Source organism: Mycolicibacterium cosmeticum, from assembly GCF_000613185.1.
Lineage (GTDB): Bacteria > Actinomycetota > Actinomycetes > Mycobacteriales > Mycobacteriaceae > Mycobacterium > Mycobacterium cosmeticum.
The window spans coordinates 648,166-672,631 of sequence record NZ_CCBB010000001.1 but is presented as its reverse complement, the minus strand read 5'-3'; the positions used below and the strand labels follow the sequence as shown (position 1 = coordinate 672,631).

Sequence of the window (24,466 nt, the reverse complement as noted above, 5' to 3'; positions counted from 1 at the left end):
CGTCGATGGACGCATTCGATACCGTCGTGGTGGGCGCCGGCGTGGCGGGCCTCACCGCGGCCAGGTTGCTCAGCCTGGCCGGCCAGCGGGTGGTGGTGCTCGAGGCGCGGGATCGGGTCGGCGGACGGTTGTGGACCGATCGCTCCGCGGGATTCTGCGTGGATCTGGGTGCGTCGTGGATTCACGGTATCGAGGGCAACCCGTTGACCGATCTGGCCGAGGCGTTCGGCATGGATGCCGTCGAGTTCACGGTGGGCGCGTTTCAACCCGACAGCCGGCCGATCGCCAACTACGACCCGGCTTTCCGGCTGCTGGATCCTGCGGCGGCACGGCGCTGGGCTGACGACGTGCACGCCGCGGACGCCGAACTCGAGCGGATTGTTGCGGTGTCGAGTGCCGAACAGAGTTATGCCGACGTGGCTGCGCAGGCGCTCGCGGCGCAGGGTTGGGATACCGAACGCGGCCAACGCGTCTGGGAGTTCTACCGTCACCGCACCGAAGAACAGTGCGGCGCGCACATCAGCGACGTCGCGGCGCACGGCCTGGACGAGGATGCGATCGTCGGGGATGAGGTGATCTTCCCGGGTGGTTATGACCAGCTGGCGATGAATCTCGCTCGCGGACTGGACATTCGGCTCGAACACCTGGTTCGGGCGGTCACCTGGTCGGAGGCCGGCGTGCGAGTCGAGACCGATTCGGCCACCTTCGAGGCGCGCACCGCGGTCATCACCGTCCCGCTCGGGGTGCTCAAGGCCGGTGCGATCGAGTTCGTGCCTGCCCTGCCGGATGTGGTTGCCGGCCCGATCGAGCGGTTGGGCATGGGCGTCTTCGTCAAGGTGTTCGTTCAGTTCCCCCGCCGATTCTGGCCCGACGGTGTGTATGCGATCCGTCAACAGGGCGCTGCCGGTGATACCTGGCATTCCTGGTATGACGTGTCCGCGGTCAGCGGGCAGCCCATGTTGTTGACCTTCGCCGGTGGACCACGCGGCAGGGAGGTGGAGGCGATGAGCGATGAACAGGTCGTCGCTTCGGTGGTGAGTTCCCTGCGGCACATCTACGGTGACAGCGTTGACGAGCCGGTCGGTTCGTGGGTGACCGGGTGGGGTAGCGATCCGCTGTCCCGCGGTTCGTATTCCTATGTGGCGGTGGGTGCCTCGCACGACGACCACGATGCGCTGGCCACCCCGGTGGCTGGGGCGGTGCATCTGGCCGGTGAGGCAACGTGGAGCACCGATCCCGCGACGGTGAACGGGGCGTTGCTGTCGGGGCATCGCGCCGCCGAACGCATCCTGGGCCGGCCGATCCCACTCGCTACGCTGCAGAATCGTTGAGGCGGATCGGTTCTCGGCGTCGAATCCTGAGCCACCTCAGATGTCGTGACTGCTGGGCCCGCCGGATCTCGGACCGTACCGCTGCTCGTAGGCCCGGTGGATGTGTGCGTTGCGCTCGCGCGAGAGCTTGTCGACGAGGGCGGGGTTCAAGCCGTGTTTGGCCAGCATATGGCGCCGCCACACCTTGTTGAGCGCGTGTGAGAAGAACACGAACGGGATGAAGATGGGCAGCGTCATGCTCACGTGCAGGTAGAGCGACATCGGGATGAACCAGATGGGTGCCAGGACCAGGACGGCCGGCACGGCCACCCTGGCCATCATGCGGACGGTCGCGCCCGGTCCCGCAAGGTCCTGAGCGACCCACTGACGCATGGAATCCGGCAGTCGCTTGCCGTAGCAGTACGCGATGTACTGCAGCGCCCCTGGCCTCGATGGGGGCACGTGTTCGCTCGACATGGTCGGATCATAACTGGCGGTATGATGGATTGCGAATTATCTCAATCCACTATCTGAAGGGCCGAGCGACGTGGCGGACAGCTTCCTGGGCGGGCCTGAGCGACCGTTGTACGAGATCAAGGCCAACCTGTTCAAGGCGCTGGCGCATCCGGCGCGCATCCGCGTGCTGGAGATCCTGTCCACGAACAGCGCCCCGACGCCGGTCAGCACGATCCTGGCCGAGAGCGACCTCGAACCGACCCTGCTCTCACAACACCTGGCCGTGCTCAAACGCCACCACGTGGTCAGCGGGCAACGCGTCGGCAATGCCGTCTACTACCAGCTCGCCCATCCGAAAGTCGCCGAGCTGTTGGTGATCGCCCGCACCTTTCTGGTGGACACCCTTGCCGCACAGCGCGATCGGCTGGACGCGGTGGGGTCCTTGCCGCCCATCGGCTCGTCGACATGATGGGCCAGCACGTTCGGCGCGCCGTCCGGATGCTGCCGCGTACCGCCGACTACGCGGGCCTGCGCACCACCTGGACGCGCGACCTCATCGCCGGGTTGACCGTCGGGGTGGTGGCACTGCCGCTGGCGTTGGCGTTCGGGATCAGTTCGGGTGTCGGCGCGGCGGCCGGCCTGGTGACGGCGGTTGTCGCCGGCGTGGTGGCCGCGGTGTTCGGCGGGTCACACGTCCAGGTGTCGGGTCCGACGGGGGCAATGGCGGTGGTGTTGGCGCCGATCGTCGCGCACTACGGGGTGGGCAGTGTCGCACTGGTCACCGTGCTGGCCGGCGTGATCGTCGTCGTCGCCGGCATGACCGGGCTGGGGCGCGCCGTGACCTTCATCCCGTGGCCGGTGATGGAGGGATTCACCCTCGGCATCGCGGTGATCATCTTCCTGCAGCAGGTGCCGGCCGCCCTCGGCCAACCGGTCCCGCAGGGCAGGCCACCACTGGCGGCCGCGGCACAGGTGGTAGCGGCGGTCGATCCCGACACTGCCGGCCCCGCACTGGTGGTGGTGCTCGTGACGGCCGCGCTCATGGTCGGGCTACCCCGGCTGCACGCGGCGCTTCCGGCCTCACTGCTGGCGGTGATCGCCGCGACCGTGCTGGCGGCGGGCTTGAGCCTGACGGTCACGCGCATCGGCGTTTTACCAGACCAGCTGCCGACTCCACACTGGCCGCACACGGACCTTGCCGCGCTGAAGACACTCGCCGGTGCGGCGCTGGCCATCGCCGCCCTGGCGGCCATCGAGTCACTGCTCTCGGCGCGGGTGGCCGCGGCGATGTCCGCGACCGGACCCTATGACCCCGATCGCGAGCTCGTGGGTCAGGGCTTGGCCTCGGTCGCCTCCGGCGTGTTCGGCGGGATGCCGGCAACCGGTGCGATCGCGCGCACCGCGGTGAACGTCCGCTCGGGTGCTCGAACCCGGGTCGCCGCCATCACACATTCGGTGCTGCTGCTGGCCGTGGTGTACCTCGCCAGCGGCCCGGTGGGCGAAATCCCCCTGGCGGCACTGGCCGCGGTGCTGATGGTGACCGCCTTGCGGATGGTCCCGTATCGCAGCGTCGTCCGGATCGTGCGGGCCAGTCGATCGAGCGCGGTCACCTTCGCGCTGACCGCTGTCGTCACGGTGTGCTTCGACCTCATCCAGGCGGTCGAGATCGGCATCGCGGTCACCGCGGTGTTCGCCCTGCGAGCCCTGGCTCGTCGCAGCAGCGTCGCGCGCGAAGAGCTCCCCGGGCCCGCCGAGCCGGGGGACGAGCGGATCGCGTTGCTCCGGCTCGACGGCGCCATGTTCTTCGGTGCGGCCGAGCGTATTTCGGCCGCGATCAGCGACGCGCGTCATCCCGAGGTCAGCGTGGTCATCATCCGGCTGTCCCAACTCGGGTTGCTCGACGCCACCGGCGCACACACCCTGGCCCAGATCACCAGGGACCTGGAAGCCCAGGGCATCACCGTGATCATCAAAGGTGTCCAACCCGAACATGAGTCGCTGTTGCGAAACGTCGGCGTCTTCGACGGTCTGCGCCACGACAACCATCTGGTCGACACGCTTGACGAGGCGATCGCCCATGCCCGCAGGCATGTGGCGGCCGAGACGCCGGGGCCGGCGTCAGGGCTCGACGAACGCCCCGCGCAGCTGCGGATCGAACACGGTCCTGGCCCGAACTGATGCGGCTGCGGCCGACACGACAAGCGCGGCGTCGGACTCGTGTCCCCTGGGGAAGGTGATCTCCGCGCTGTCGGGATCCTCGCGGTGCGCCATCAACCAGTCGTACAGCAACCAGTCCAGCGCGCACGCAACGGTGAACGGGTCGGCATCCGCGGATGCCGAGGCGGCGACGCATCTTTCGACAATCTCCCGATGCTCCCGCCGAGCGGCTTCCTTGTTCACGCCCGAGCTGTCGAACAACATCGTCGACAATGTCAACGGATACCGTTGTCCCGTCTCGGCTTTGAGCACCCACCTGCCGCCCGCCCAGGGGCGCTCGGGGTCGACCTGCTCCAGGTGGCCGTATCCGGAGATCACCCCGATCGGCGCCTCGTCGAGCTCACCGTCGAGTGGCGCGGGACCCAGCAGGTCCAGGGGGAAGCGCGCACGAATCGAGAACAGTGCGGCGGTTCCGATGATCTTGCCGGCGCGCAGATCCGGCATGACACCGGCCGCAGCGGCGGCCTGCGCATAGTCCAGGACCAGGCGGTCCAGGCATTGGTACAGGAAGGTCAGATCGAATCGATCCTGGTGCTCGGGCCGCTTGCCACCGCCGAGCAACTCGCCGAATCGGGCCGCGGCGATGATCAGCGCATCGTCGAGGGCCTCCAGATGGGTGGCGATGAGACGTTCGGGTTCGTCGTCATCGACCACCAGGTCGACCAGTGCGATCGGGGCCGCGTCGGTCGGACCGGCCCAGTAGAAACCGATCTGCCCTTCGGATTGCACGATCCGCGGTCTCATCGCGGTGCACCGGCCAGTCGACGGTTGGTGCACCTCAGCTGCCGCAGCGTGGCGGTTTCGAGTTCGCGTGCCTGGCCGGGGGTCAGCCGGTCACACACCCGTCCCCAGTGCACCGCCACCAGGTCGCCGGCGGTGACCGGTCGGTCGGCCGGAGCCTCCTCACCGATCTCCACCCGGCCGGTCGATTCTGCCCCCAGCGACAGGGCCGTTCCGTCCCACTGTAGGGCGCGCGACGCGACGATCGCGGTGGTCTCGTGTGCCGACAGCACCGTGCCCCAACTGATCCGGCAGTTGTCGAGCACCATGAGCGGATGCTCGTCCATCCCCGTACCGAGCAGCCGCGTCCACGGGTAGACGCCGAACACGTGGAACCCGTGGTCCGGTGCGGCCTCTGCGGCCAGCTCCATGTCGAGGTGGGACCAGTAATGGCCGGCCTGTGGACCGATCACCTCCAGCAGCGCACCGCAGAACGTGTGCGGCTCCACCGCGGCGCCGATCCCGCCACCCAACCAGTAGCTTTCCACCACCCGGTGATCCAACGGATCGGTGATGCCGGCCATCGTGGACAGCACCACGAGGTAGGGCCACGCACCGGTGAACTGCCGTGCCGCTCTTTCGATCTCAGCCCGTCCCGCAGTCGCCGGCGGCACCGTTCCGGGCGGGCCGCAGTAACCGAGCCGGTTGGGTGCGAAGGCATACCGCGCGAACATCTGCGCGCCGTCGGTGACCGTGGCACCGTCGGTGATCACGTCGGCGCGCCCTGCCCGATCAGCGTTGCGGCGTCCCGGTGCAGTCGGCCGAAGTTGTAGTAGGCCGCGCACGCGCCCTCCGGGGAGACCATGCAGGTGCCGATCGGTGTCTCGGGCGTGCACGCGGTGCCGAACACCTTGCACTCCCAGGGCTTGAGCACCCCCTTGAGGACCTCACCGCACTGGCACGACTTCGGGTCGGCGACGCGGATCCCCGGCAGCGCGAACCGCTGCTCGGCATCGAAGTCGGCGTAACCGTCGCTCAGGCGCAATGCACTCTGCGAGATGAAACCCAGTCCGCGCCATTCGAAATGCGGCCGCAGTGCGAAAACGTCGGCCATCAGTGCCAAGGCGGCCGGATTGCCCTCCTCGTTGACCACCCGCGAATACTGGTTCTCCACCTCGCAACGACCCTCGCGGATCTGCCGCAGCAACATCGCAATCGAAGCGAGGATGTCCAGCGGCTCGAACCCCGCCACCACCAGGGGCTTTTGGTACACGGCGGGCACGAACCGGTATGGCCGGTTACCGACGACGGTGGAGACGTGCCCGGGGCCGAGGAAGCCGGACAGGCGTAAATCCGGTGATTCCAGGATGGCCTTGATGGGCGGCACGATCGTCACGTGGTTGCAGAAGATGCTGAAGTTGGGCACTCCGAGCTCGCGCGCACGCACCGCCGTCACCGCGGTCGACGGTGCGGTGGTCTCGAAGCCGATGGCGAAGAACACGACTTCTTTGTCGGGGTTGTCGACGGCGATCTTGAGCGCGTCCAACGGTGAGTACACGAACCGGACGTCGGCGCCGTTGGCCTTGGCGTCCAACAGACTGCCATCCGAACCGGGAACACGCATCATGTCTCCGAAGCAGGTGAAGATCACCCCGGGCCGCTTGGCCAGCCAGATCGCATCGTCCACCCGGCCCATCGGAATGACACACACCGGGCAGCCGGGCCCGTGCACCAGCTCCACGTTGTCCGGCAGCAAATGCTCGATACCGTGCCGGTAGATGGTGTGGGTGTGCCCGCCGCACACCTCCATGAACTTGAAATGTTCGTCGGGGTCGGCACTTTGGGCCAGGGCCGCGATGGCGGTGAGCAGCCGGCGGGCCGCCGCGGGGTCGCGGAATTCGTCAACGAATCGCATGGTCTCTCCAGCTCAGATGATCGCGGAAGTGTCGAAGGCTTGCACTTCGTCGGAATAGGCATCGCCGAGTTTCTTGACGGCCGCCAGGGTGAGCAGCGCCTCGGTTTCGTCGATCTTGGCCATGGCGAATCCGACGTGCACCAGCACCCAGTCGTCGGGCTCGGGCAGGTCGGCTTCCAGCAGCCGCACGCTGATCACCCGACGGACACCGCTGACTTCGACTTTCGCCAGACAGTTGGCCACATCGGTGATCTCGATGATTCTCCCGGGTATCCCGAGGCACATGGTGGGTCCTTCCTCAGCAGATTCGGGGTAGGGGGTCACCGACGAGCATGTCGACGATGCGGGTGCCACCGAACCCCGTGCGCACCACGACGGTGCCGGCCGGTTCGTCGGCGATGCGGCCGATTTCCACCGCGTCGCCGCCGTTCGGTTCGCGGCGTAGAGCCGCCAGCGCGGCGTCGACCTCGTCGGGGGCGACGACGGCCAGGAACTTGCCCTCGTTGGCGACGTAGAGCGGATCGATGCCGAGCATCTCACAGGCGCCGTTGACCTCTGGACGGACCGGCAGCTGCTCTTCCTCCAACACGACCGCCAGGTCGGTCGCCTGGGCCAACTCGTTGCAGACGGTGCCCACCCCACCGCGGGTGGGGTCGCGCAGCCACCGCGTCGACGGAGCGGCCTCCAACAGCCGCTCCACCAAGCCCGACACGGCGGCGGTGTCGGAGTTGATATCGGCCTCGATGGCCAGGTCGCCGCGGGCCAGCATGACCGCCATGCCGTGGTCCCCGATGGTGCCGGAGATCAGAACCCGGTCACCGGGGCGCACCTTGTGCGGGGTCAGATCGCGGCCGGCGGGTACCAGTCCGACTCCCGCGGTGGTGATGTACAGGCCGTCGGCTGCTCCCTTGGGCACCACCTTGGTGTCCCCGGTGATGATCTGGACGTACGCATCGGCTGCGGCAGCGGCCATATCCGCGACGATGCCGCGCAACTCGGCGATGGGAAAGCCCTCTTCGATGACGAAGGCAGCACTGAGCCAGGACGGCACCGCGCCGACCATCGCCAGGTCGTTGAGGGTGCCGTGCACGGCCAGTTGCCCTATCGATCCACCCGGAAAGCGCAGCGGCTGGACCACGAACGAGTCGGTACAGAAGGCCATCCGTTGGCCGCCAGGCAGATCGATCACCGCGCCGTCGCCGAGATTGTCCAACAGGGGGTTACGGAACGCCTCGACGAACACGGCGTCGATCAGCGCCGCCGACGCCTTGCCGCCCGCACCGTGGGCAAGGGTGACGACGGTGTCGCGCAGGCGCGGCCGCCGCTTACGGAACGTCTCGATGCGTTCGATGACCTCACCTTCACCGAATGACGGTCCCGAGGACAGGTATTCGGCCACATGGTCACTCATCGTTGAATCCCCTCTTGAACGGCGGCCCACAGCTGAAATCCGAGATAGGCCTGCGCTTCCTGGATTCGGTGCACACTCTGCGATTCGACGACGAAGCACACGTCCACATCGGGATTGTCGGCGAACGCTCCGCCGTCATATCCGGCGAACCCCACGGTGTACAAGCCCCGGCCGTGCGCCTCCCGAAGGGCGAGCAACAGATCCGCGGAGTTGCCGCTGGTGGACATGGCCACCGCGATATCGCCTTCGGACGCTCGGGCGATCAACTGGCGAGCGAACACCAAGTCGAAGCCGACGTCGTTGCCCAGGGCGGTGAGTACCGCCTCGTCGGTGGCCAGCGACCACGCCGGCAACGGGCGGCCCGACGGCGGCAACGAGTACAAGGCGGCCATGGTGGCGGCATCGGTCGAACTACCGCCGTTGCCGAACGTGAACATCCGTCCACCGGCGGCGAACCGGCGGGAGATCTCGCGGGCGGCTTCGGCGATCAGCGTGGCGCCGGCCCGCACGGTCGACTGCCGTAACGCGGCACTGTCGGCGGCCTTGGCCAGAGCCGACTTGGTCAGGTCGACCATCAGCGCCTCGGCATCGGATTCGTGCGCGTCGATGAACGGGTACAGGAAGTTGGTCGCCTCGTCCAGTGGGTTGACGTCGAACGGTGAAGGGTTCATCGGTCTACTCCTCGGCTACCTTGCTGATCGCCGTTCCGGCGTGCAACACCACCAGATCGCCCGCCGACAGCGGTCCGGCCAGCAGCGCCGCCACGGTTTCGGTGCCGCGTGCGGTGCGCACGGTGGCCGTGCCGTCACCGGCGACGGTGATCACCTCGGCGAGGCGTCCTTCATCGCTGCAGGTGATGCAGACATCCTCGGTGCACTCCTGGCGGGGATCGGCCAGCAGCCCCGGGTGCTCGAAGCACACATGCGTGAGCTCCCACAAGAGGTGGTACATCAGGACGAATTCACCGGTGACGGGCAGTCGTGGATCAGGATCGCCGAGCCACAACACGTGATCGGCGGCGCCGTGCGCCGGACGGTCACCGTTGCCGATCCAGATCGAGGTGGCGCCCCACGCTTCGCAGCGGCGCATCACCGACGCCACCACGGGATCGGATGCGGAGGCGACGGCGATCACCACATCGCCGGGGCGTACCGACACCCGTACCTGAGCGAGCAGGTCGGTTCCGGTCAGGGCGACGGCGGGAAGTGCCCGCTTGCCCACGATGACGGGATGCACGAACTCCACGGCGATGTGATGCGCGTGCGGGGGAAATGCCGGGGCGATGCACCAGGCGGTGGCTCCTGCCGAGAACCGCTGCGCCAGAGTCAGTGCGGCTCGGGACAGATCGGCGGCCACCTCGGCCGACAGGGCCGGGGCGGCGGGGGCGGTCATGACACCTCCCGCTCGTCGAACACACCGTATTCGCGCATGGTCGCCAGGGTGAGCTGAGCCGACTCCTCGTCGATGCGGGTCAGGGCGAAGCCGGCGTGCAGGATGGTGTAGTCGCCGACCTGCAGATCGGGAAGGTACGCCAACGATGCGGTTTTGACCGCGTCATGGAACTGGACGTGAGCGAACCGGCCGCCTTCCGGGGCATCCCAGATTTCGGTGATCTTGCCAGGGATCCCTAAACACATCGCGGTATCCTCTCACTATTTTCGGCTGTCTCGCAGCATGTTTCGTCGGACGCGGCGAGAATCGAGACCGCCGCTTGACCGAGCGCAAGGCCGCCGTCGTTGGGCGGCACGATGCGGTGGGTCAGCACCGTGTAACCGGCTTGCTCCAGCAGCTGCCGACAGGTCCGCAGCAGCAGAACGTTCTGGAACACCCCGCCGGTCAATCCGACCGTGCGGATCGGGCCGGCGACCACGTCGACGGTGTCGACGACGGCCATGGCGACGGCGCGATGGAAGCCCGACGCCAACGCGTGCGGCTCAGAGCCGGCCCGCAGCGCCGCGACGAGCGCGGTGATCACCGGCGCCGGGTCCAGGACGCCATCGGACCCGACGGCGAACCGTAACGGTACGTCTCCGGGTGACGCGATCCCGCCTCGCCCGGCATCGGCCAGCACCTCCAGCTCGATGGCGGCCTGGCCCTCGTAGCCGATCTGTTGGCGCACCCCCAACAGTGCCGCGACGGCGTCGAACAACCGGCCCATACTGGTGGTGGGCACGCAGCCGCGCCCGGTGGCGAACTGGGTACGTAGCAAACGTAGTTCCGCGGTCGAGGCGGCCCGAACCGGCTCCAGATCCGGATCCCAGCCCAGACGGGCATGCCACAGGTGCGCCAATGCCATCCGCCACGGGTTGCGCACCGCCGCGTCACCACCGGCCATGGGGACCGCCGCCAGATGCCCGGCCCGGGCGAACCGATGCGAATCGCGGCCCAGCCGCAAGATCTCGCCACCCCAGACGGTGCCGTCGAGCCCGTAGCCGGTCCCGTCGAACGCGACACCGATGATGGGTTCACCCAACGCGCCGTGTTCGGCGAGCAACGACACCACGTGCGCATGGTGGTGCTGGACCAAGTCGAGTGGCCGGTCACCGGCGTTGTGCTCGGCCCAGTTTCGGGTGGTGTAGCGCGGATGCAGGTCGGCGGCCAGCCGGCCGGGCTGTTGTCGTATCTCGCCGAGTTGACGGACCGAGCGGGTGAATGCCTTGAGGGTCGCCACACTACCCATATCGCCGATATGCGCCGAGCAGAACGCACGGCGCCCGTCGGTGAGGCAGAAGGTGTTCTTCAGTTCACCACCGACGGCGAGCACCGCCGGTCCGTCGCGACCGAGATCGACCGGCAACGGCGCGTAGCCGCGGGATCGCCGGATCGGCAGTTCATGCCCGTCGACGACCCGCACCACCGAGTCGTCGCACGGCACGTGGATGGGCCGATCGTGATCGAGTACGGCGTCGGCGAGGGCGCTCAGCCGGGTGACCGCGTCCTCGGCGGTGTGGCAGATCGGTTCCCCGGATCGATTGGCGCTGGTGAACACGAGGGCATCGACTGGGTCGGTGCCCGCCCCGGGCACCGCGCGCAGCAGCAGGTGATGGATCGGTGCATAGGGCAACAGGAGTCCCAGCAACGGACTGCCGGGCGCGACCGCGGTGGCGGCCGGCGCATCGTCGGCGCGCCGCAGCAAGACGATGGGGCGCGCCGGGGTGGCCATCACGTCCGCCTCGGCGGCGGTGATGTGTGCGTAGCGCCGGGCGGTGTCGAGGTCGCGCACCAGAAGGGCGAAAGGTTTTCCGCTGCGGGCTTTTCGCTCGCGCAATGTCGTCACGGCGGCATCGTTGTCCGGCACGCAGGCCAGGTGATATCCGCCGATTCCCTTGATCGCCACCACGGCGCCGGCCGCCAGGGCACGCTGCGCTGCGGCGAGGGCGGCATCGGTGCCGTCGACCCGGCCGTGTGGACCGGTGAACCACAGCGACGGGCCGCAGTCCGGGCAGGCGATGGGCTGAGCGTGGAACCGCCGGGCGGTGGGATCGTGATATTCCCGCGCGCACTGGGCGCACATCGGGAAGTCGGCCATGGTGGTGGCCGGCCGGTCGTAGGGGAGACCCCGGATGATGGTGAATCGGGGGCCGCAATCGGTGCACGTGATGAACGGGTGGCGGTACCGCCGGTCGGACCGATCGAACAGTTCGGCCTCACATGCCGTGCACAACGCGACATCGGGGGGAATCGCGGTGGCGGCCGACGCGGCCCGCCGGCTGGCGATGATCCGGAACTCCCCGGCGCGGTCGGATCCGACGGGTATTTCCGTACTGGACGCGGCGTCGATGACGGCCAGCGGCGGCGCCTCGCTGCGCAGCCGGCGTTCGAACTCGGCGATCACCTCGGCGGCGCCTTGCACCTCGATGAACACTGCGGCGGAATCGTTTCCGACGAATCCCGCCAACCCGAGTTCGGTGGCGAGGCGATGCACGAAGGGCCGGAACCCGACGCCCTGCACGACACCGGTCACGGTCACCCGAACCCGGGTGACCGAGGGAATGGCAGCGCGTGTCATCGTCGCCGCCAGATGACGACCCGATTGTTGCCGGAGTCGGCGACGGCAAGCCGGTCACCGCTCAGCCATACCCCGTACGGCCAGCACAGGGTGTCATGTGTGACGGCACTCCAACGGTTCTCGCCATTGGCGGCGAAGCTGGGCTGAGCCAGGACGTGGTCGGCCGGCCGGCCGTCGCCGGGCATGCCGTCCCACAAGAGGATCCGGTTGTTCGCGGTGTCGGCGACCGCCAACCGGCCGCCCGGGATGGCGCTGCTGTCCAGGCATGCCGCGTAGGGGAAGCGCAGCCGGTCACCGCGTTGCGGTCCATACGGCCATTCCTGTGCCGTGGTGAAATCGGGCTGACCCAAGACCAGATCGGCCGGCAGGTCACCGTCGGGCAGCGGCGTCCAGCCCAGCACCCGATGGTCGCCGGCATCGGCGACCAACAACAGGTCGTCCGTGCCGGTCATACTGTGCGGCCAGCGGAATCCGTCACGGTCGACGGTGGTCCCGCGGTTCTCCTCCCGTTGGCAGCCGTCGGGCTGGCCCAGGATGGTATCGGCGGGCACGCCGGGTTCCGGTATCCCGGACGACCAGCCCAGCACCCGCCGGTTTCCGGTGTCGGCGACCCAGAACACCGATCCGATGACGGCGACCCCGAACGGCCAGTACAGCGACGACGCCGTACAGCCACCGCCGGCATTCGGGTCCACCGCTGCGGCGTCGGGCTGGCCTAGGATGACATCAGGTGGCGTGCCATCGATTTCGGGAACGCTGTTCCATACCAGGATGCGGTGGTGCCAGGCATCCGCGACCACCAACCGGCCTCGATGGATCAGTACGCCGGTGGGCAGGTTCATGCCGTTCTCCGGTCCACGGCCGCCGGCGGCACGGCCCTCCGTCTCCGCGTCCGGCTGGCCGAGCACCACATCGGCCGGTTGTTCGTCGCTGTCCGGTTTGCCGTGCCAGATCAACACCCGGTGATTACCCGAATCGGCCGCGACCAGGTGGTCGTCGTCGAAGAACACACACCGCGGGGAGTACATCCAGGCCCGGGTGGGGTTGGCGGCCGGCAGCGCCAGCCCACCGGTCGCGGGTGCGCCCAGCCATACCTCCGGGAACCACCCGCCGGTCAGTTTCCCGTCGAGCGGGGCGTCGGCGCGCGGTGCGGGTGGCGACAGGCTGGTCCGCACCGTCAGTTTGGTCGTCATGTCCCGACCCGGATCCACACCGTCCCGTTGCTCACCCGTAACGGCAGCTGCTCGAGCTGAGCTTCCGGCGCGGTCAGGCACTCGCCGGAGAGCGCGTCATAACAGAAGCCGTGCCACGGGCACATCAACGTCCCGTTCTCGGAGTCGAGCACCGCATTGTCCAAAGGCAGTGCCTCGTGCGCGCATTCGTTGACATAGCCCGACAGACGACCGTCGTGGCTCACGATGAGCACCGGGATCTCGCGTCCGGAATCCGGTGCGGTGAGCCGCATGGTCGTCAACCCGTCAGCGGTGATCGCGGCGGCGGAGCCGGCGCGGGCCCAACCATCCTCGCGCAACCGCGGGGAGTCGAACAGTGCTTCGGCAGCGATGACCGTGGTCTGGGGTTCGTTCGGCAGGACCTCCACCGCGGTGATCGACGTCGTGCCTTCCAGCAGTGCCTTCTCCACCAGATTGCGCAGGGTGACCGAGGACATCGAGCATCCGTTGCACGCCCCGGAGAGCCGTACGTACGCGGTGCCGTCGTCGATCCGCACCAGCGTGACGTCGCCGCCATGACCCTGGAGCTGCGGCCGCACTTCCTGTAACGCCTTGGCGGCCTGCGTCATCGGGTCCGGACGGACGATGTGGTGCAGGGACAACAACAGGTGGACGACGGGGTCGTCCACGAGCTCGTACAGCGCGGCCCGGGTGGCCTCGTCGGCGCGCAGCCGCCGGACGATCGTCACCAGCGCCGCACGGTGGATCTCTTCGATGGCCGCCTTGAGTTCCTCGGCGACGGCGCGGGCGGGTGCATCCAGTTGCGCCAGTCCCTTGACCGCCTCGTCGACCCGCGCGGCGAGTGCCTCGTAGCCGGATTCCAGCTGCGGTTCGGGGTGACGGGTGTGAGCCGCGGTGTCGCTGACGGTCATCATGAGCTCCCGGTCTCGGTGCTGGAAAGGACGCCTTGGCGGGCGATTTCGTCGAGAATGCCGCGTACCGTGCGCACCGAGTCGTTGTCGCCGAGTTCTTCGAACAGGAACCTGGCTTCATAGAGTTTGGCCTTGGCGTCGTCGAACATGCCGAGGTGGGCCAGCACGTTGCCCTGGTTGGCCAGAACCCGGGCCCTGCCGAGCGGGTCGGTGGCCCGATCCCGGGTTTGTAGAACGGATTCGTAGATTTCGACCGCCTCGACGAGGTTGTCCCGCTGGTGTTTGGACGGCGTGTACACCAGCGAGTTGGCGAGATTGAGCTGCACGCTGGCCCACTCCCGCAGATGGGTGTCTCGGGTGTAGACGGTCAACGCGGCGCGCAGGGATTGGGCGGCGACTCCCAACCGCAGCTGGCCGGACGCCTCGGTCATCGGCATGGTCAGGTAGGCGGTGGCAAGCCCCGAATGGGCGGCTGCCCAGATGGTCGGTGCGTCTTCACGTTTGATGAGCTGGAGCGCCGAGTGATAGTGCGGCACCGCGGCGGTCAGCAGTTCCGGCCGGTCATCGGCCTGTTCGTGTAGCGCGCCGGCCAGGTAGAGGTGCAGTTCGGCGCGTTCCACGCGCAGCCCGTCGGCAGCGTCGAGATCGGCCAGTGCCTCGGTGAGATGTGCGACGCAGCTGTCGTCGCCCTGATCGCGGTAGACGGCTGCGACGGCACCGCGGAGCAGTCCGGTCAGCGCCGGCGACACCGAACCGGCCAGACTGATGGCCTGGTTGAGCAGGGTGATCGCCCGCTCGGGTTCGTTGCGGGCCAGTGCGTGACCGGCCTGCGTCGACAGCACGGCCACCGCCAGTTCGCCGTCGGCCCCGTCGGTCGGCGGAGGCGTGTCGGTACGCCCGATGACGAATTGGATGACGTCGACCAGCGCGGCGAATTCGCCGAGAAGGCCCCGCAATTCGTCGGCGTCGACGGTGTCGGGCGCCAGGACGAAACGGTTGTACAACGCCACCGGGTCGGGTGAGTCCGCCGGGGACACCGTCAGCGCCTCGATGGCCGCGTCCCGTTGTCCGGCCGCGACGAGTTGGTGCGCACGCAACGCCGGTGGCCAGTCGGCGGGTAGCCGGCCGGCGAGCAGCGCCGTGCGGGCGTCCTCGGTGTCGGGTCCGGCAGGTATCAACAGGTAACCCAGCGGAAGTGGGAAGGCGCCGAGCGGTTGGGGACGGATCGCGATCGGACTCGCCTCGACGGGGTCGAGATGTGCGGCCTCGACGGGGTCGAGATGTGCGGCCTCGACGGGGTCGAGATGTGCTGCAGCAGTGGCATCAACCATTGAGTGGTCCTCGTATGTCGCGTTCGGCGGCCCGTTTGATCAGCCGGGCGGACAGCTCGGCGCGGACCTTGGTGGGGTGGGTGTCGATTCTTTTCCTGACGATGCCGTCGGCGAAGACCACGATGATGTCGACCGCCCATCTGCCCTTGTCCCGCACCACCACGGTCTCGACCGCCAGTGCCTCTTCGGCCGAACTGGTCTCGCGCGGCCTGGTGCGTCGCTCCTCCGGAATTTCCTCGCCGGTGTCGGGTTCGTCGACCATGCTCAGCACTTTCGCTGCTCCAGTGAGATGCGCAGTGCGCCATGGGAAGCATCCCACACCGCGGTGCGGATTCCCTGCGGAATCTCGTCGTGCAGCAGTTCGCGGACGAGGACGGCACGGTCGCCGGCCGCGGTCCGTTGCTTGAGCAGCAGGCCGCCGCTGCGCGGCCCACGCAGCGGTAGCAACCACAGCTGGCCGTCGCGCACGGTACCCGCCGCGACGTGGGCCGGAAACCGTGAGGCGGCCAGGTCCGCGGAGATCCGCAGGTAGCCGTCGGCGGTGAATTCCACCGTGACCTCGCCGTCGGATCCGGCGGGTCGCAGCGGTGCGATGAAGTCGGTCTCGATGAGCCCCAGCACCTGCCGCATGGATTCTTCGACCGGGGGTGAGAGGTCGACGCCCATCGCGACATTGGCGGCCTCGATGAGGAACACGGTGATGTCGGCCGGGCACGCGTCACCCAGCGCCCAACGGGCGAAGGCGATGGCGTGATCCCAGCGGAACGAGTGGGTGTGCAGCCCTTGCAGAGGTGGGAGTTCCTCCAATTCTGCGCCGGGAACCCGGAAGACGGTTCCCGGCGCAGAGCCGGTGGCCGAGGCGTCCACGATGACGACCCGTTGTGCGCCACGCATCTGGAAGGCGACGTCCATCCCCGCGGTTCCGCCGTCGACCAGCCGCACGCCGTCGGGCATGCCCTGTTCCCACAGATGCCGGATGAGGATGGGACCCACGCCGTCGTCGCCGCGGAGCAGGTTGCCGCAGCCCACGACGAGCACCGCACAACCCGGCGGGTCGAGGTGGGGGTCCGACGTGCCGGGTTGTGCGGCGTGATCAGGGGTGGCCGACGTCGGACTCACACCATTCCGTTGATCACGAACTTGGACAGTTCGCGACCGGTCTTTCCGTCGTAGGCGTGCACGGTGCACACCAGGCAGGAGTCGAAGCTGCGCGCGACGTGGCCCAGTTCCACCGGATCGTCCACGTCGACGATCGGCGATCCGACGAGCGCCTGCTCGATCGGTCCGAGCACCGACGCGCCGTCGCGCGGTCCGATGTTCCACGCCGTCGGGGTGACCACCTGATAGTTCTTGATCTTGTTGTCCTCGATCACGATCCAGTCCGACAGGGAGCCGCGGGCGGCCTCGGTGGAACCGAAACCCTTGCCCGACGCGTGCTCGGTGGGTTTGCTGTAGAAGCTCTCCTTGAGGTCGAGCTGGTTGAGCCATTCCCTGGTCCACTTGTAGTACTTCGGCGCCTCGTGCATGCGGGCCAACTGCCGCACGAACACACTCGGGCCCATCTTGTTGTACAGGTCGACGAACAGGGGGTCATTGTCCTGATGGGCCGCGGCGTTGGGCCCGCCCGCGGCGAGCCTCCGGGCCAGCGGGCCGGCCTCCAGCGGGATCGTCCCCAGGCCCGCGACGTCATAACGAGGGGACTTCGCCCAGCTGTACTTGCCCTGCTTGCGGGCGTCCTCCGGATCCAGTGGGATGGTCTCACCGTCGAACGGGTGCAGTGGCCGATCGCCTTGGTAGAACGAGTGTGTGACGTCCTCGCGCACACGGGCTTGGTCGAATTCACTCCACTGACCGCCGGCGAAGATCCCCGACCTGCCGATCAACGCGGCATTGCGCCCTTCGATGGTGGGATTCTCATACAGGGCGGGATCGAAGTAGGTGCCGGTGGCGATGTAGTTGCCGACACCCCGGCCGTACTTGTCCAGGCCGACATCCAGACAGAACCGGATGAAGAACCCGCAGTCGCTGTTGTGCTGCTCCTCGTTCTCGTCGACCCACTCCAGGATGTCTTCCCAGGTCTTGTTCTCCAGCCAACGATCGACCGAACATCCCAGCCATTGCTTCTCCAGCCAGTTGTCCTTCCAGTGCTCCAGGATGGCGATCGACCTGGTGACGTCGGACAAGGTCGGCGCGCACATCACACCGCCCGGCACCATGAAGCTGGAGTGCGGCCACTGTCCACCGAAAATGGCGTACACCTCAACGGGTTTGGCGGAGAGCACCACGCCGGGCTGATAGCTGGTCCCGACGTACGGGGCGAACCGGCGCACCGACTCGGCGTACAACTTCGACTTCGCGTAATTCTTGTTGGTGAGGTCGATGGCGAACAGCGCGTAGAAGTAACGCGGGATGGACTGCAGCGTCTCGGCCGCCTGGCAGATGTTGCGCACCAGCGTCGCGTTCGGCGGCATATGGGTATGCCATGCGGTGTCCAGGGCGTACGCGGACTTGTAGAGGTGGCTGCCTCCGCATATTCCGCAGATGCGCGGGCAAACGACGAGACCGGCCTGCGGGTCCTTGCCGCGCAGGATGATCTCGAAGCCACGGAACATCGCGGCTTCGGTCCATGCCGATGTCACCACCCCGTCCTCTATGGTCACGCGCACATCGAGGTCACCCTCGACACGCCCGAGGGGGCTGACGAACAAATCGAGCGCAGTCATGGCGTCCTTTCGAGACTTCGGTTCGGGGTTGGGGCTGTCAGACGACGAACATGTCTTCTTTCGACCATTGCGGTGCGGCGATGCGCGCCGCTGCGGCGTGCGCCATGTAGGTCAGGTGATCACTGCCCTCGGGCACTTCCTTGGGGATCATGCCGCTGACCTTCTGGGTCTTGAAAACGGTGCCCGGTGCGAGGTCGAAATGCGGGAACTCTGGTTCGGTGCAACCCAGGCACGGCATGCCGGCGCGGGTTTTCGACGACTGCCGGTTCCACAGGATGCGGTTGCAGGGTGAGTGCGTCATGGGGCCGCGGCAGCCGAACTCATAGAACAGGCAGCCCGTGCGCGTTCCCTCGCCGAAGGACAGCGTGGATTGCTTGTACTCGAAGAATTGCACGCGGGTGCAACCGGTTTGGGTGAAGGTCTTGAAGAACGTCTCGGGGCGGTGCAGCTCGTCGAGGCTGATGTCACCGGCCCTCCCGGTGGCCAGCGCGACGATGATCTGGGTGATCCAATCCGGGTGCGCGGGGCAGCCGGGCACGTTGATGACCGGCAAACCCATCTTGGAGGTGAAGTCCGGCCCCAGGAAGCCGCCCTTCTGGCGCTTGTGGAACTGCAGGCCGGTGGATGCCGAAGGGTTGGGCTCCATCGCCGGAATGCCGCCCCAGCAAGCACAATCACCGATGGCCACGACGATCTGAGCGGCGTTGCACAGGTCGGTGACCCAGTCCTTCATCGGGCGGTCGGCGAACATGTCCATGCGCCCGGTGCCGTTGGGTGCCTCGATGACGGTGCCCTCGAACACGAAGATGTCCAGGGGTCGCTCACCGCGGGCGCAGTCCCAGAACACTTTCTGTGCGTTGGCGCCGAGCTCGAGACCCAGCGACGGATGCCAGAGGAGGTCGAGGCCGAAGTCGACGATCAGATCGACGACATTCGGTTCCTCGGCATTGAGGAACGACATGGTGTTGCCACTGCACGCGCCTCCCTGGAACCAGAGCACGGACGCCATGGGGACTCCTCTCGAAAAAGCCTGTAGTTGACGGAGATTGAGGGCTGGGTATCGGTTCGGGATGTCGGGATCAGGCCGTCAAGATCAGGCCATCAAGATCAGGCCCTCGAGATCAGGCCGTGAGATCAAGCCGTGGAATGGCGCGCGACGGTGGGTTCTTGGGCCTTGGGGTCGAGCCGTTTGCCGAAGGCTCGGGCCACCTGGATCATGAAGCCCAGTCCGCGGGAGACGTCGGGATCCTTGGCCACCCGCATCAGCGCGAACACGCCTTTCGGGCCCCGCGGATCCGATTCCGCGGCCTGCTTGCCCTCCAGGAGCGCGTCACCGGCGAGGGCCAGGAAGTCTGCCGTCTGCGGATCGATCAGTGCGGAGTGCAGCAGTCGATCCAGTGCCGGCGTCGCGTCCACCGCGGCCGAGGTCAACCGGGTGACGGTGTCGCTGAGAGCGGCGACGTCGATCTTCGGGAGTGGCCGGTTCTGGGTGTTGGCCGCCGCCACCTGACGGACCTCGGCGAAGCTGGAGGCCACCGAATCGCCGATCACATCGGCCCGCCGGAGGAGCCCGTCGATGGCCACCACGGCCATTGCCAGCAAATCCGCATGATCGAGGATCAGCGACAGCGACGTCGCGACCTGGGGGTCGTCGAGGCGCTGGACCAATTTGTCTCCGGCCGATTCGCCGAGGAACTCCACGTCATCGATACCGATCGCCGGGGCTGCATGCACGGCCACTCGTTCCTCCTGATGCCGGTGTGTCAGTGATCACACGGTAGACCTCCGTGGGGTTGCGGCCTATCGCTTTCACGCAGCAACTATCAGAATTGCGCAGACATGTGTGCGGTGATGCGCTCAATAGCTCGCGGAAGCTTGAATGATCACCGCAGACTCTTCACAGATCTGTGTTTTTGTCTACCGTGGTTTTGTTAGGTTGCGCTGATGTCGAGGCTTGCCAGGCTGGGCTACATCGATTCGCGCCGGACCGGCGATCCGGTTCGGCGGAAGGTTCGCTCGCGCGGTGTGCCGCCCGCTCTGGCAAACTCTGAGATCTTCTACACCGAGAACGTCCGGCAGGCGGCGGCACTTCTCGGGCAGGCACTGGCGCCGGGCCGGATCACCGTGGAACCCGGAGTGTCGGGGTTTGCCGCGAGCATGCACGGGGTGCGGCTGCGCAACATCAGCATGCTGTATGTGGACCTGCACGTTCGCGCCACCGTGGAGATCCCGGTGCTGGGGGCGTACTACGGCGTGCACATGCCGATGAACGGTCGCGCCGTCTGCACGCACAACGGTCATCGGTTCGAGGCGAACACGATTCGTGCGCTGGTGACCAATCCCGGCGCACCGCTGACGATGGAACTCGACGACGACTCCCCGCAATTGCTGTTCAGGATCGAAGAGCCCGCCATGCGGGAATACCTCACCCGGTTGCGCGGCCGACGACTGTCCCACCAATTGTCGTTCGAGCCGGCGTTCGATCTGACCAGCGAAGTGGCGGTGCGGTGGCACGCCGCCGTGCAGTTGTTGCACACCGAGGTGTACCACGAGGGCTCGCTTGTGCAGCACGGCCATGGCATCAGCGGTATCGAGGAGCTCCTGATGAACAGCCTGCTCCATATCCAGCCGTCCACCTACCATGACGAATTCGTCCGCCCGGCAAAGCATGCCGTGCGGCCGGTGGTCGCCGACGCGATGAGCTATATCGACGCGCACCTGGCCGAATCGATCACGATGGAATCGATCGCACGCAGCGTGCACATGAGCGTCCGGTCGATACAGCAGGGTTTCCGTGAGGAGCTCGGTGTCTCGCCGATGACGTATGTGCGGGAGCGCCGTCTCGAGCGCGTTCATCATGAACTCGCCGACGCCCTGCCCGGTGACGGGGTCACGGTGACCGGTGTGGCAACGCGGTGGGGATTCAACCACCTGGGCAGTTTCGCCGTCGAGTACCGCAAACGGTGGGGGGTGTCCCCATCGGAAACGTTGCGCGCCTGAGGCGTGCCGCGGTGTATGGTCTGCTGAGCCCGAGGAGGCCCGATGCATGAACTCTCGATCTGCAACTCGATGGTCGGGATCGTGCGCAGGTACGCCGAGGGGCGCAGCGTCCGCACCGTGCGTGTCCGGATCGGCGCGATGCGCCAGATCGTTCCCGAAACCCTGGTCTACTGTTGGTCTCTGGTGACCGAGGCGTCCGAGCTGGCCGGCGTCGAACTGCTGGTGGAGCGGGTGCCGGCGAAGATCCGGTGTGCGGGCTGCGGCCGGGAACAAACCCTCAACGAGCCCGTGCTGCGTTGTGAGACCTGTCCGGATGCCACGCTCGATCTGGTGCAGGGCGACGAATTCTTGATCACTTCACTCGATCTGGCGGAGGTGTGAGGTCATGGGGCGATTCCATCGACACGACGACGGTACCGAGCACGAGCACGCGCACGGCGATCACCACCATCACCATCACGATGACCGCGGTTCGGCGCTGAGCCCGCACGGTGACCATTCGGGGTACGCGACCGGTGCGGAGCGGGTCATGGTGCTGGAGAACGTCTTTGCCGAGAATGACCGCGCCGCGGCCGACAACCGGCGCGATTTCACGGCGGCAGGGCTCACCGCGGTGAACGTGATGTCCTCGCCGGGGGCGGGCAAGACCACCCTGCTGGCCGAGACGTTGCGCCGGTTGCGGGGCCGGTTGCGTATCGGCGTGATCGAGGGCGACATCGAGACGAGTATCGATGCCGATCGCCTCACCGGTTTCGGTGCTTCGATCGCGCTGATCAACACCGCCGACGGATTCGGCGGTGAATGTCATCTCGACGCACCCATGGTGCGGTCGGCCATGCCCAGGCTGCCGCTTGCCGAGCTCGACCTTGTCGTCATCGAGAATGTCGGAAACCTGGTTTGCCCTGCCGAATTCGACGTGGGCTGCCATGCCGGGGTGATGGTCTACTCCGTCACCGAAGGCGAGGAGAAGCCGCTGAAGTATCCGGTGATGTTCCGGTCGGTGGAACTGGTCATCGTGAACAAGACCGACCTGCTACCACATCTCGACTACGACCTCGCCGCTTTCTACGCCAATCTCAATGCGGTGAACCCCGGTGTCGCGGTCCTGGAGACCAGCGCGCGGACCGGCGCCGGTATCGAGGCCTGGTGTGATTGGCTGCTCGCCCTGCACCAGCGGGCGTGCAGCGCAACACCGCCGGGATACTGAGGCCGGGACAGCGGCGCGACGGCTCGGCCACCCCGCGCACCACCCAGATTGGGGATGGCCGAACGGGCTCGGGGGGACATCCTCAACGACATGCTGACCGAACGCACCACGCTGGTGCAGTTTCTGATCGAAGAGCGCCGACGGCACCCCGGTGCGTCCGGCGAACTCAACCGGCTGGTGCTCGACGTTGCCCTGGCGTGCAAGGCCATCGCCAATCGCGTTGCCGTCGGTGCGCTGGGTGGAGTGCTCGGTTCGGTGGACAACGTGAACGTCCAGGGCGAGACGCAGCAGAAGCTGGATGTCCTGGCCAACGATTACTTCCTGCGGGCCACCGAGTGGAGTGGCTACGTTGCCGGCATGGTGTCCGAGGAACTCGAGCAGCCCTACCGGCTACCGGAGTGCCATCCGCGCGGGAAATACCTGTTGGTGTTCGATCCGCTGGACGGGTCGTCGAATATCGACGTCAACGTGTCGGTGGGCAGCATCTTCTCGATCCTGCGGGCACCCAACCCCGGCGTCGACCCGACCGCGGAGGACTTCCTGCAGCAGGGCAGTCGGCAGGTGTGTGCCGGCTACGCCATCTACGGACCCTCGACCATGATCGTGCTCACCGTCGGCACCGGGGTGCACGCATTCACGCTCGACCCGAGCGTGGGGGAGTTCTTCCTCACCAGGGAATCGATCAAGATTCCCTCGACGGCCAAGGAATTCGCGATCAACGCATCGAACCAGCGTTTCTGGGAACCCGCCGTGCAACGGTACGTGTCCGAGTGCCTGGCCGGCCGGTCCGGACCACGAGGCCGGGACTTCAACATGCGCTGGGTGGCGTCCCTGGTCGCCGAGACACACCGAATCCTGAGTCGGGGCGGCGTCTTCCTCTATCCGCGCGACTCCAAACAGCCGGCCAAGGCGGGTCGACTCCGGCTGCTCTACGAGGCCAACCCGATGGCGTTTCTCATCGAACAGGCCGGTGGCGTTGCGACGACTGGTCGGGAGCGGATTCTGGATGTGGTGCCCAGCGATATCCACCAACGGATCTCGCTGATCTTCGGCGCCCGCGACGAGGTCGAGCGCATCGCCGAGTATCACTGTCAGCCCTATGACCCGCCGACCACGCTTCCGCTCTACGGCACGCGGGGCCTGTTCCGGGAAGCGATCGGCTGACCACCATGTCGCGAATCCACCCCATCGTCTCCGTCACCGGCTCCTCGGGGGCCGGCACCACCTCGGTGATGCGAACCTTCCAGCAGATATTCCGGCGTGAACAGGTCGATGTCGCCTACGTGGAGGGGGACAGCTTCCACCGCTTCGACCGTGTGCAGATGAAGGCCGAGATCGCCGATGCGCACGCGCGTGGCGATCACACGTTCAGTCATTTCGGTCCCCAGTCCAACCTCTTCGAGGAACTCGAGGAGTTGTTCCGCACCTATGGCGAAACCGGGACGGGGAAGTTCCGCAGATACCTTCACGATGACGGGGAGGCGGCGCCCTACGGTCAGGAGCCGGGCACGTTCACCGCATGGGAGGAAATCCCGGAGGGTACCGACGTGCTGTTCTACGAGGGCCTGCACGGTGCGGTCGTCACCGACACCGTCAACGTCGCACGATATGCCGACCTGCGCATCGGCGTGGTGCCGGTGATCAATCTGGAGTGGATCCAGAAGCTGCACCGCGACAGGGTGGTACGGGGATACACCTCCGAGGCCGTCACCGACACCATTCTGCGTCGGATGCCCGATTATGTGAACTACATCTGCCCACAGTTCTCCCATACCGACGTCAACTTCCAACGGGTACCGGTGGTGGACACCTCGAACCCGTTCATCGCCAGGAGCATTCCCACCGCCGATGAATCGATGTTGATCATCAGGTTCCGCGACCCGCACGGTATCGACTTCCCGTACCTGCTCGACATGTTGCATGATTCGTTCATGTCGCGGCCCAACACCATCGTCTGCCCCGGCGGCAAGATGGACCTGGCCATGCAGCTGATCTTCACGCCGATGATCCTGCGGATCGTCGAGCGCCGCAAAGCGGAACTGGTCGCGCGCTAGCCCGGGGCA

26 protein-coding genes are annotated in these 24,466 nt (G+C 66.9%); 8 read left to right on the top strand and 18 right to left on the bottom strand.

All coding sequences use genetic code 11. The features are described from left to right. The first annotated feature begins 5 nt into the window (after positions 1–5). The gene (locus BN977_RS03260) at positions 6–1,331 is read left to right on the top strand and encodes a flavin monoamine oxidase family protein (RefSeq protein ID WP_036396311.1); all 1,326 of its coding nucleotides are present in this window, start codon (positions 6–8) and stop codon (positions 1,329–1,331) included. 36 nt (positions 1,332–1,367) lie between these two features. On the opposite strand, the gene BN977_RS03255 is transcribed toward BN977_RS03260, so the two are convergent. After that, positions 1,368–1,787 carry a DUF5313 domain-containing protein gene (locus BN977_RS03255; protein ID WP_036396308.1) on the bottom strand — a complete coding sequence of 140 codons (420 nt, stop codon included), beginning with the start codon at positions 1,785–1,787 and terminating at the stop codon, positions 1,368–1,370. Positions 1,788–1,857: 70 nt separating this feature from the next. On the opposite strand from BN977_RS03255, the gene BN977_RS03250 reads away from it, so the two are divergent. Together BN977_RS03250 and BN977_RS03245 are read left to right on the top strand one after the other, a co-directional pair. Further along, positions 1,858–2,235 (top strand): ArsR/SmtB family transcription factor, encoded by a 378-nt coding sequence (locus BN977_RS03250; protein ID WP_024452705.1) that lies wholly within the window; start codon positions 1,858–1,860, stop codon positions 2,233–2,235. After that, positions 2,232–3,944, top strand: a complete 1,713-nt coding sequence (locus tag BN977_RS03245) for a SulP family inorganic anion transporter (RefSeq protein WP_084172384.1) — start codon at positions 2,232–2,234, stop codon at positions 3,942–3,944. Before BN977_RS03250 ends, BN977_RS03245 begins: the two co-directional genes overlap by 4 nt. Here BN977_RS03245 and BN977_RS03240 read toward each other — a convergent pair. The 17 genes from BN977_RS03240 to BN977_RS03160 form a co-directional block, all read right to left on the bottom strand. Beyond that, positions 3,885–4,727, bottom strand: coding sequence for a hypothetical protein (locus BN977_RS03240; protein WP_036396307.1), 843 nt, complete (start codon positions 4,725–4,727; stop codon positions 3,885–3,887). The two genes, BN977_RS03245 and BN977_RS03240, sit on opposite strands and share 60 nt — an antisense overlap. After that, positions 4,724–5,473 carry a DUF6390 family protein gene (locus tag BN977_RS03235; RefSeq protein ID WP_407661187.1) on the bottom strand — a complete coding sequence of 250 codons (750 nt, stop codon included), beginning with the start codon at positions 5,471–5,473 and terminating at the stop codon, positions 4,724–4,726. Before BN977_RS03235 ends, BN977_RS03240 begins: the two co-directional genes overlap by 4 nt. Continuing rightward, the gene (gene hypD, locus BN977_RS03230; RefSeq protein WP_036396306.1) at positions 5,473–6,618 is read right to left on the bottom strand and encodes a hydrogenase formation protein HypD; all 1,146 of its coding nucleotides are present in this window, start codon (positions 6,616–6,618) and stop codon (positions 5,473–5,475) included. The genes BN977_RS03235 and hypD overlap by 1 nt, the downstream gene beginning before the upstream one ends. 12 nt (positions 6,619–6,630) lie before the next feature. Then, a complete protein-coding gene (locus tag BN977_RS03225; RefSeq protein ID WP_024452700.1) occupies positions 6,631–6,903 on the bottom strand; it encodes a HypC/HybG/HupF family hydrogenase formation chaperone in 273 nt (90 codons plus the stop codon). 13 nt (positions 6,904–6,916) lie between these two features. Then, entirely contained in the window at positions 6,917–8,029 is a 1,113-nt protein-coding gene (hypE, locus tag BN977_RS03220) for a hydrogenase expression/formation protein HypE (protein ID WP_084172383.1), read from the bottom strand. After that, positions 8,026–8,700, bottom strand: a complete 675-nt coding sequence (locus tag BN977_RS03215) for a D-sedoheptulose-7-phosphate isomerase (protein ID WP_036396304.1) — start codon at positions 8,698–8,700, stop codon at positions 8,026–8,028. The genes hypE and BN977_RS03215 overlap by 4 nt, the downstream gene beginning before the upstream one ends. 4 nt (positions 8,701–8,704) lie before the next feature. Further along, entirely contained in the window at positions 8,705–9,421 is a 717-nt protein-coding gene (locus BN977_RS03210; RefSeq protein WP_036396302.1) for a hydrogenase assembly protein HupF, read from the bottom strand. Beyond that, the gene (locus BN977_RS03205; RefSeq protein ID WP_036396300.1) at positions 9,418–9,666 is read right to left on the bottom strand and encodes a HypC/HybG/HupF family hydrogenase formation chaperone; all 249 of its coding nucleotides are present in this window, start codon (positions 9,664–9,666) and stop codon (positions 9,418–9,420) included. Before BN977_RS03205 ends, BN977_RS03210 begins: the two co-directional genes overlap by 4 nt. Continuing rightward, complete coding sequence (gene hypF / locus BN977_RS03200) at positions 9,657–12,038, bottom strand: carbamoyltransferase HypF (protein WP_036396298.1); 2,382 nt, start codon at positions 12,036–12,038, stop codon at positions 9,657–9,659. The genes BN977_RS03205 and hypF overlap by 10 nt, the downstream gene beginning before the upstream one ends. After that, positions 12,035–13,231, bottom strand: a complete 1,197-nt coding sequence (locus tag BN977_RS03195; protein ID WP_024452694.1) for an NHL repeat-containing protein — start codon at positions 13,229–13,231, stop codon at positions 12,035–12,037. Before BN977_RS03195 ends, hypF begins: the two co-directional genes overlap by 4 nt. Then, a complete protein-coding gene (locus BN977_RS03190) occupies positions 13,228–14,142 on the bottom strand; it encodes a NifU family protein (protein ID WP_051560998.1) in 915 nt (304 codons plus the stop codon). The genes BN977_RS03195 and BN977_RS03190 overlap by 4 nt, the downstream gene beginning before the upstream one ends. Continuing rightward, positions 14,142–15,473 carry a hypothetical protein gene (locus tag BN977_RS03185; RefSeq protein ID WP_234709492.1) on the bottom strand — a complete coding sequence of 444 codons (1,332 nt, stop codon included), beginning with the start codon at positions 15,471–15,473 and terminating at the stop codon, positions 14,142–14,144. Before BN977_RS03185 ends, BN977_RS03190 begins: the two co-directional genes overlap by 1 nt. Next, on the bottom strand, positions 15,466–15,735 hold the full coding sequence (locus tag BN977_RS03180) for a hypothetical protein (RefSeq protein WP_227456254.1): 270 nt from the start codon (positions 15,733–15,735) through the stop codon (positions 15,466–15,468). Before BN977_RS03180 ends, BN977_RS03185 begins: the two co-directional genes overlap by 8 nt. 2 nt (positions 15,736–15,737) lie before the next feature. Next, on the bottom strand, positions 15,738–16,592 hold the full coding sequence (locus tag BN977_RS03175) for a hydrogenase maturation protease (RefSeq protein WP_024452690.1): 855 nt from the start codon (positions 16,590–16,592) through the stop codon (positions 15,738–15,740). Further along, positions 16,589–18,196 carry a nickel-dependent hydrogenase large subunit gene (locus BN977_RS03170; protein ID WP_024452689.1) on the bottom strand — a complete coding sequence of 536 codons (1,608 nt, stop codon included), beginning with the start codon at positions 18,194–18,196 and terminating at the stop codon, positions 16,589–16,591. The genes BN977_RS03175 and BN977_RS03170 overlap by 4 nt, the downstream gene beginning before the upstream one ends. 37 nt (positions 18,197–18,233) lie before the next feature. Beyond that, the gene (locus BN977_RS03165; RefSeq protein WP_024452688.1) at positions 18,234–19,205 is read right to left on the bottom strand and encodes an NADH-quinone oxidoreductase subunit B family protein; all 972 of its coding nucleotides are present in this window, start codon (positions 19,203–19,205) and stop codon (positions 18,234–18,236) included. Between the two features lie 125 nt (positions 19,206–19,330). After that, a complete protein-coding gene (locus tag BN977_RS03160; RefSeq protein ID WP_227456253.1) occupies positions 19,331–19,936 on the bottom strand; it encodes a DUF1641 domain-containing protein in 606 nt (201 codons plus the stop codon). A 204-nt stretch (positions 19,937–20,140) separates the two neighbouring features. Between BN977_RS03160 and BN977_RS03155 the strand changes: the two genes are divergently transcribed. Genes BN977_RS03155 through BN977_RS03135 form a run of 5 tightly spaced genes read left to right on the top strand, consistent with a single transcriptional unit; the run spans position 20,141 to position 24,457 of the window. Beyond that, on the top strand, positions 20,141–21,196 hold the full coding sequence (locus BN977_RS03155) for an AraC family transcriptional regulator (RefSeq protein WP_024452686.1): 1,056 nt from the start codon (positions 20,141–20,143) through the stop codon (positions 21,194–21,196). Positions 21,197–21,238: 42 nt separating this feature from the next. Then, positions 21,239–21,577: a hydrogenase maturation nickel metallochaperone HypA/HybF gene (locus tag BN977_RS03150; protein ID WP_024452685.1), complete on the top strand. Its 339-nt coding sequence runs from the start codon at positions 21,239–21,241 to the stop codon at positions 21,575–21,577. 4 nt (positions 21,578–21,581) lie between these two features. Beyond that, positions 21,582–22,403, top strand: a complete 822-nt coding sequence (gene hypB / locus BN977_RS03145; RefSeq protein ID WP_024452684.1) for a hydrogenase nickel incorporation protein HypB — start codon at positions 21,582–21,584, stop codon at positions 22,401–22,403. 54 nt (positions 22,404–22,457) lie between these two features. Beyond that, positions 22,458–23,567 (top strand): class 1 fructose-bisphosphatase, encoded by a 1,110-nt coding sequence (locus tag BN977_RS03140; RefSeq protein WP_227456252.1) that lies wholly within the window; start codon positions 22,458–22,460, stop codon positions 23,565–23,567. A gap of 5 nt (positions 23,568–23,572) precedes the next feature. Next, the gene (locus BN977_RS03135; RefSeq protein ID WP_024452682.1) at positions 23,573–24,457 is read left to right on the top strand and encodes a phosphoribulokinase; all 885 of its coding nucleotides are present in this window, start codon (positions 23,573–23,575) and stop codon (positions 24,455–24,457) included. The last annotated feature ends 9 nt before the right edge of the window (positions 24,458–24,466 follow it).

Bases quoted from the DNA above. Each gene is read 5' to 3' on its own strand.
- hypB (WP_024452684.1), top strand. From the start codon at position 21,582: ATGGGGCGATTCCATCGACACGACGACGGTACCGAGCACGAGCACGCG.
- BN977_RS03215 (WP_036396304.1), bottom strand. From the start codon at position 8,700: ATGAACCCTTCACCGTTCGACGTCAACCCACTGGACGAGGCGACCAAC.
- BN977_RS03205 (WP_036396300.1), bottom strand. From the start codon at position 9,666: ATGTGTTTAGGGATCCCTGGCAAGATCACCGAAATCTGGGATGCCCCG.
- BN977_RS03185 (WP_234709492.1), bottom strand. From the start codon at position 15,473: ATGGTTGATGCCACTGCTGCAGCACATCTCGACCCCGTCGAGGCCGCA.
- BN977_RS03260 (WP_036396311.1), top strand. From the start codon at position 6: ATGGACGCATTCGATACCGTCGTGGTGGGCGCCGGCGTGGCGGGCCTC.
- BN977_RS03240 (WP_036396307.1), bottom strand. From the start codon at position 4,727: ATGAGACCGCGGATCGTGCAATCCGAAGGGCAGATCGGTTTCTACTGG.
- BN977_RS03225 (WP_024452700.1), bottom strand. From the start codon at position 6,903: ATGTGCCTCGGGATACCCGGGAGAATCATCGAGATCACCGATGTGGCC.
- BN977_RS03165 (WP_024452688.1), bottom strand. From the start codon at position 19,205: ATGGCGTCCGTGCTCTGGTTCCAGGGAGGCGCGTGCAGTGGCAACACC.
- BN977_RS03210 (WP_036396302.1), bottom strand. From the start codon at position 9,421: ATGACCGCCCCCGCCGCCCCGGCCCTGTCGGCCGAGGTGGCCGCCGAT.
- BN977_RS03150 (WP_024452685.1), top strand. From the start codon at position 21,239: ATGCATGAACTCTCGATCTGCAACTCGATGGTCGGGATCGTGCGCAGG.
- BN977_RS03135 (WP_024452682.1), top strand. From the start codon at position 23,573: ATGTCGCGAATCCACCCCATCGTCTCCGTCACCGGCTCCTCGGGGGCC.
- BN977_RS03255 (WP_036396308.1), bottom strand. From the start codon at position 1,787: ATGTCGAGCGAACACGTGCCCCCATCGAGGCCAGGGGCGCTGCAGTAC.
- BN977_RS03140 (WP_227456252.1), top strand. From the start codon at position 22,458: ATGGCCGAACGGGCTCGGGGGGACATCCTCAACGACATGCTGACCGAA.
- hypD (WP_036396306.1), bottom strand. From the start codon at position 6,618: ATGCGATTCGTTGACGAATTCCGCGACCCCGCGGCGGCCCGCCGGCTG.
- BN977_RS03180 (WP_227456254.1), bottom strand. From the start codon at position 15,735: ATGGTCGACGAACCCGACACCGGCGAGGAAATTCCGGAGGAGCGACGC.
- BN977_RS03155 (WP_024452686.1), top strand. From the start codon at position 20,141: ATGTCGAGGCTTGCCAGGCTGGGCTACATCGATTCGCGCCGGACCGGC.
- BN977_RS03170 (WP_024452689.1), bottom strand. From the start codon at position 18,196: ATGACTGCGCTCGATTTGTTCGTCAGCCCCCTCGGGCGTGTCGAGGGT.
- BN977_RS03195 (WP_024452694.1), bottom strand. From the start codon at position 13,231: ATGACGACCAAACTGACGGTGCGGACCAGCCTGTCGCCACCCGCACCG.
- BN977_RS03190 (WP_051560998.1), bottom strand. From the start codon at position 14,142: ATGACCGTCAGCGACACCGCGGCTCACACCCGTCACCCCGAACCGCAG.
- BN977_RS03245 (WP_084172384.1), top strand. From the start codon at position 2,232: ATGATGGGCCAGCACGTTCGGCGCGCCGTCCGGATGCTGCCGCGTACC.
- hypE (WP_084172383.1), bottom strand. From the start codon at position 8,029: ATGAGTGACCATGTGGCCGAATACCTGTCCTCGGGACCGTCATTCGGT.
- hypF (WP_036396298.1), bottom strand. From the start codon at position 12,038: ATGACACGCGCTGCCATTCCCTCGGTCACCCGGGTTCGGGTGACCGTG.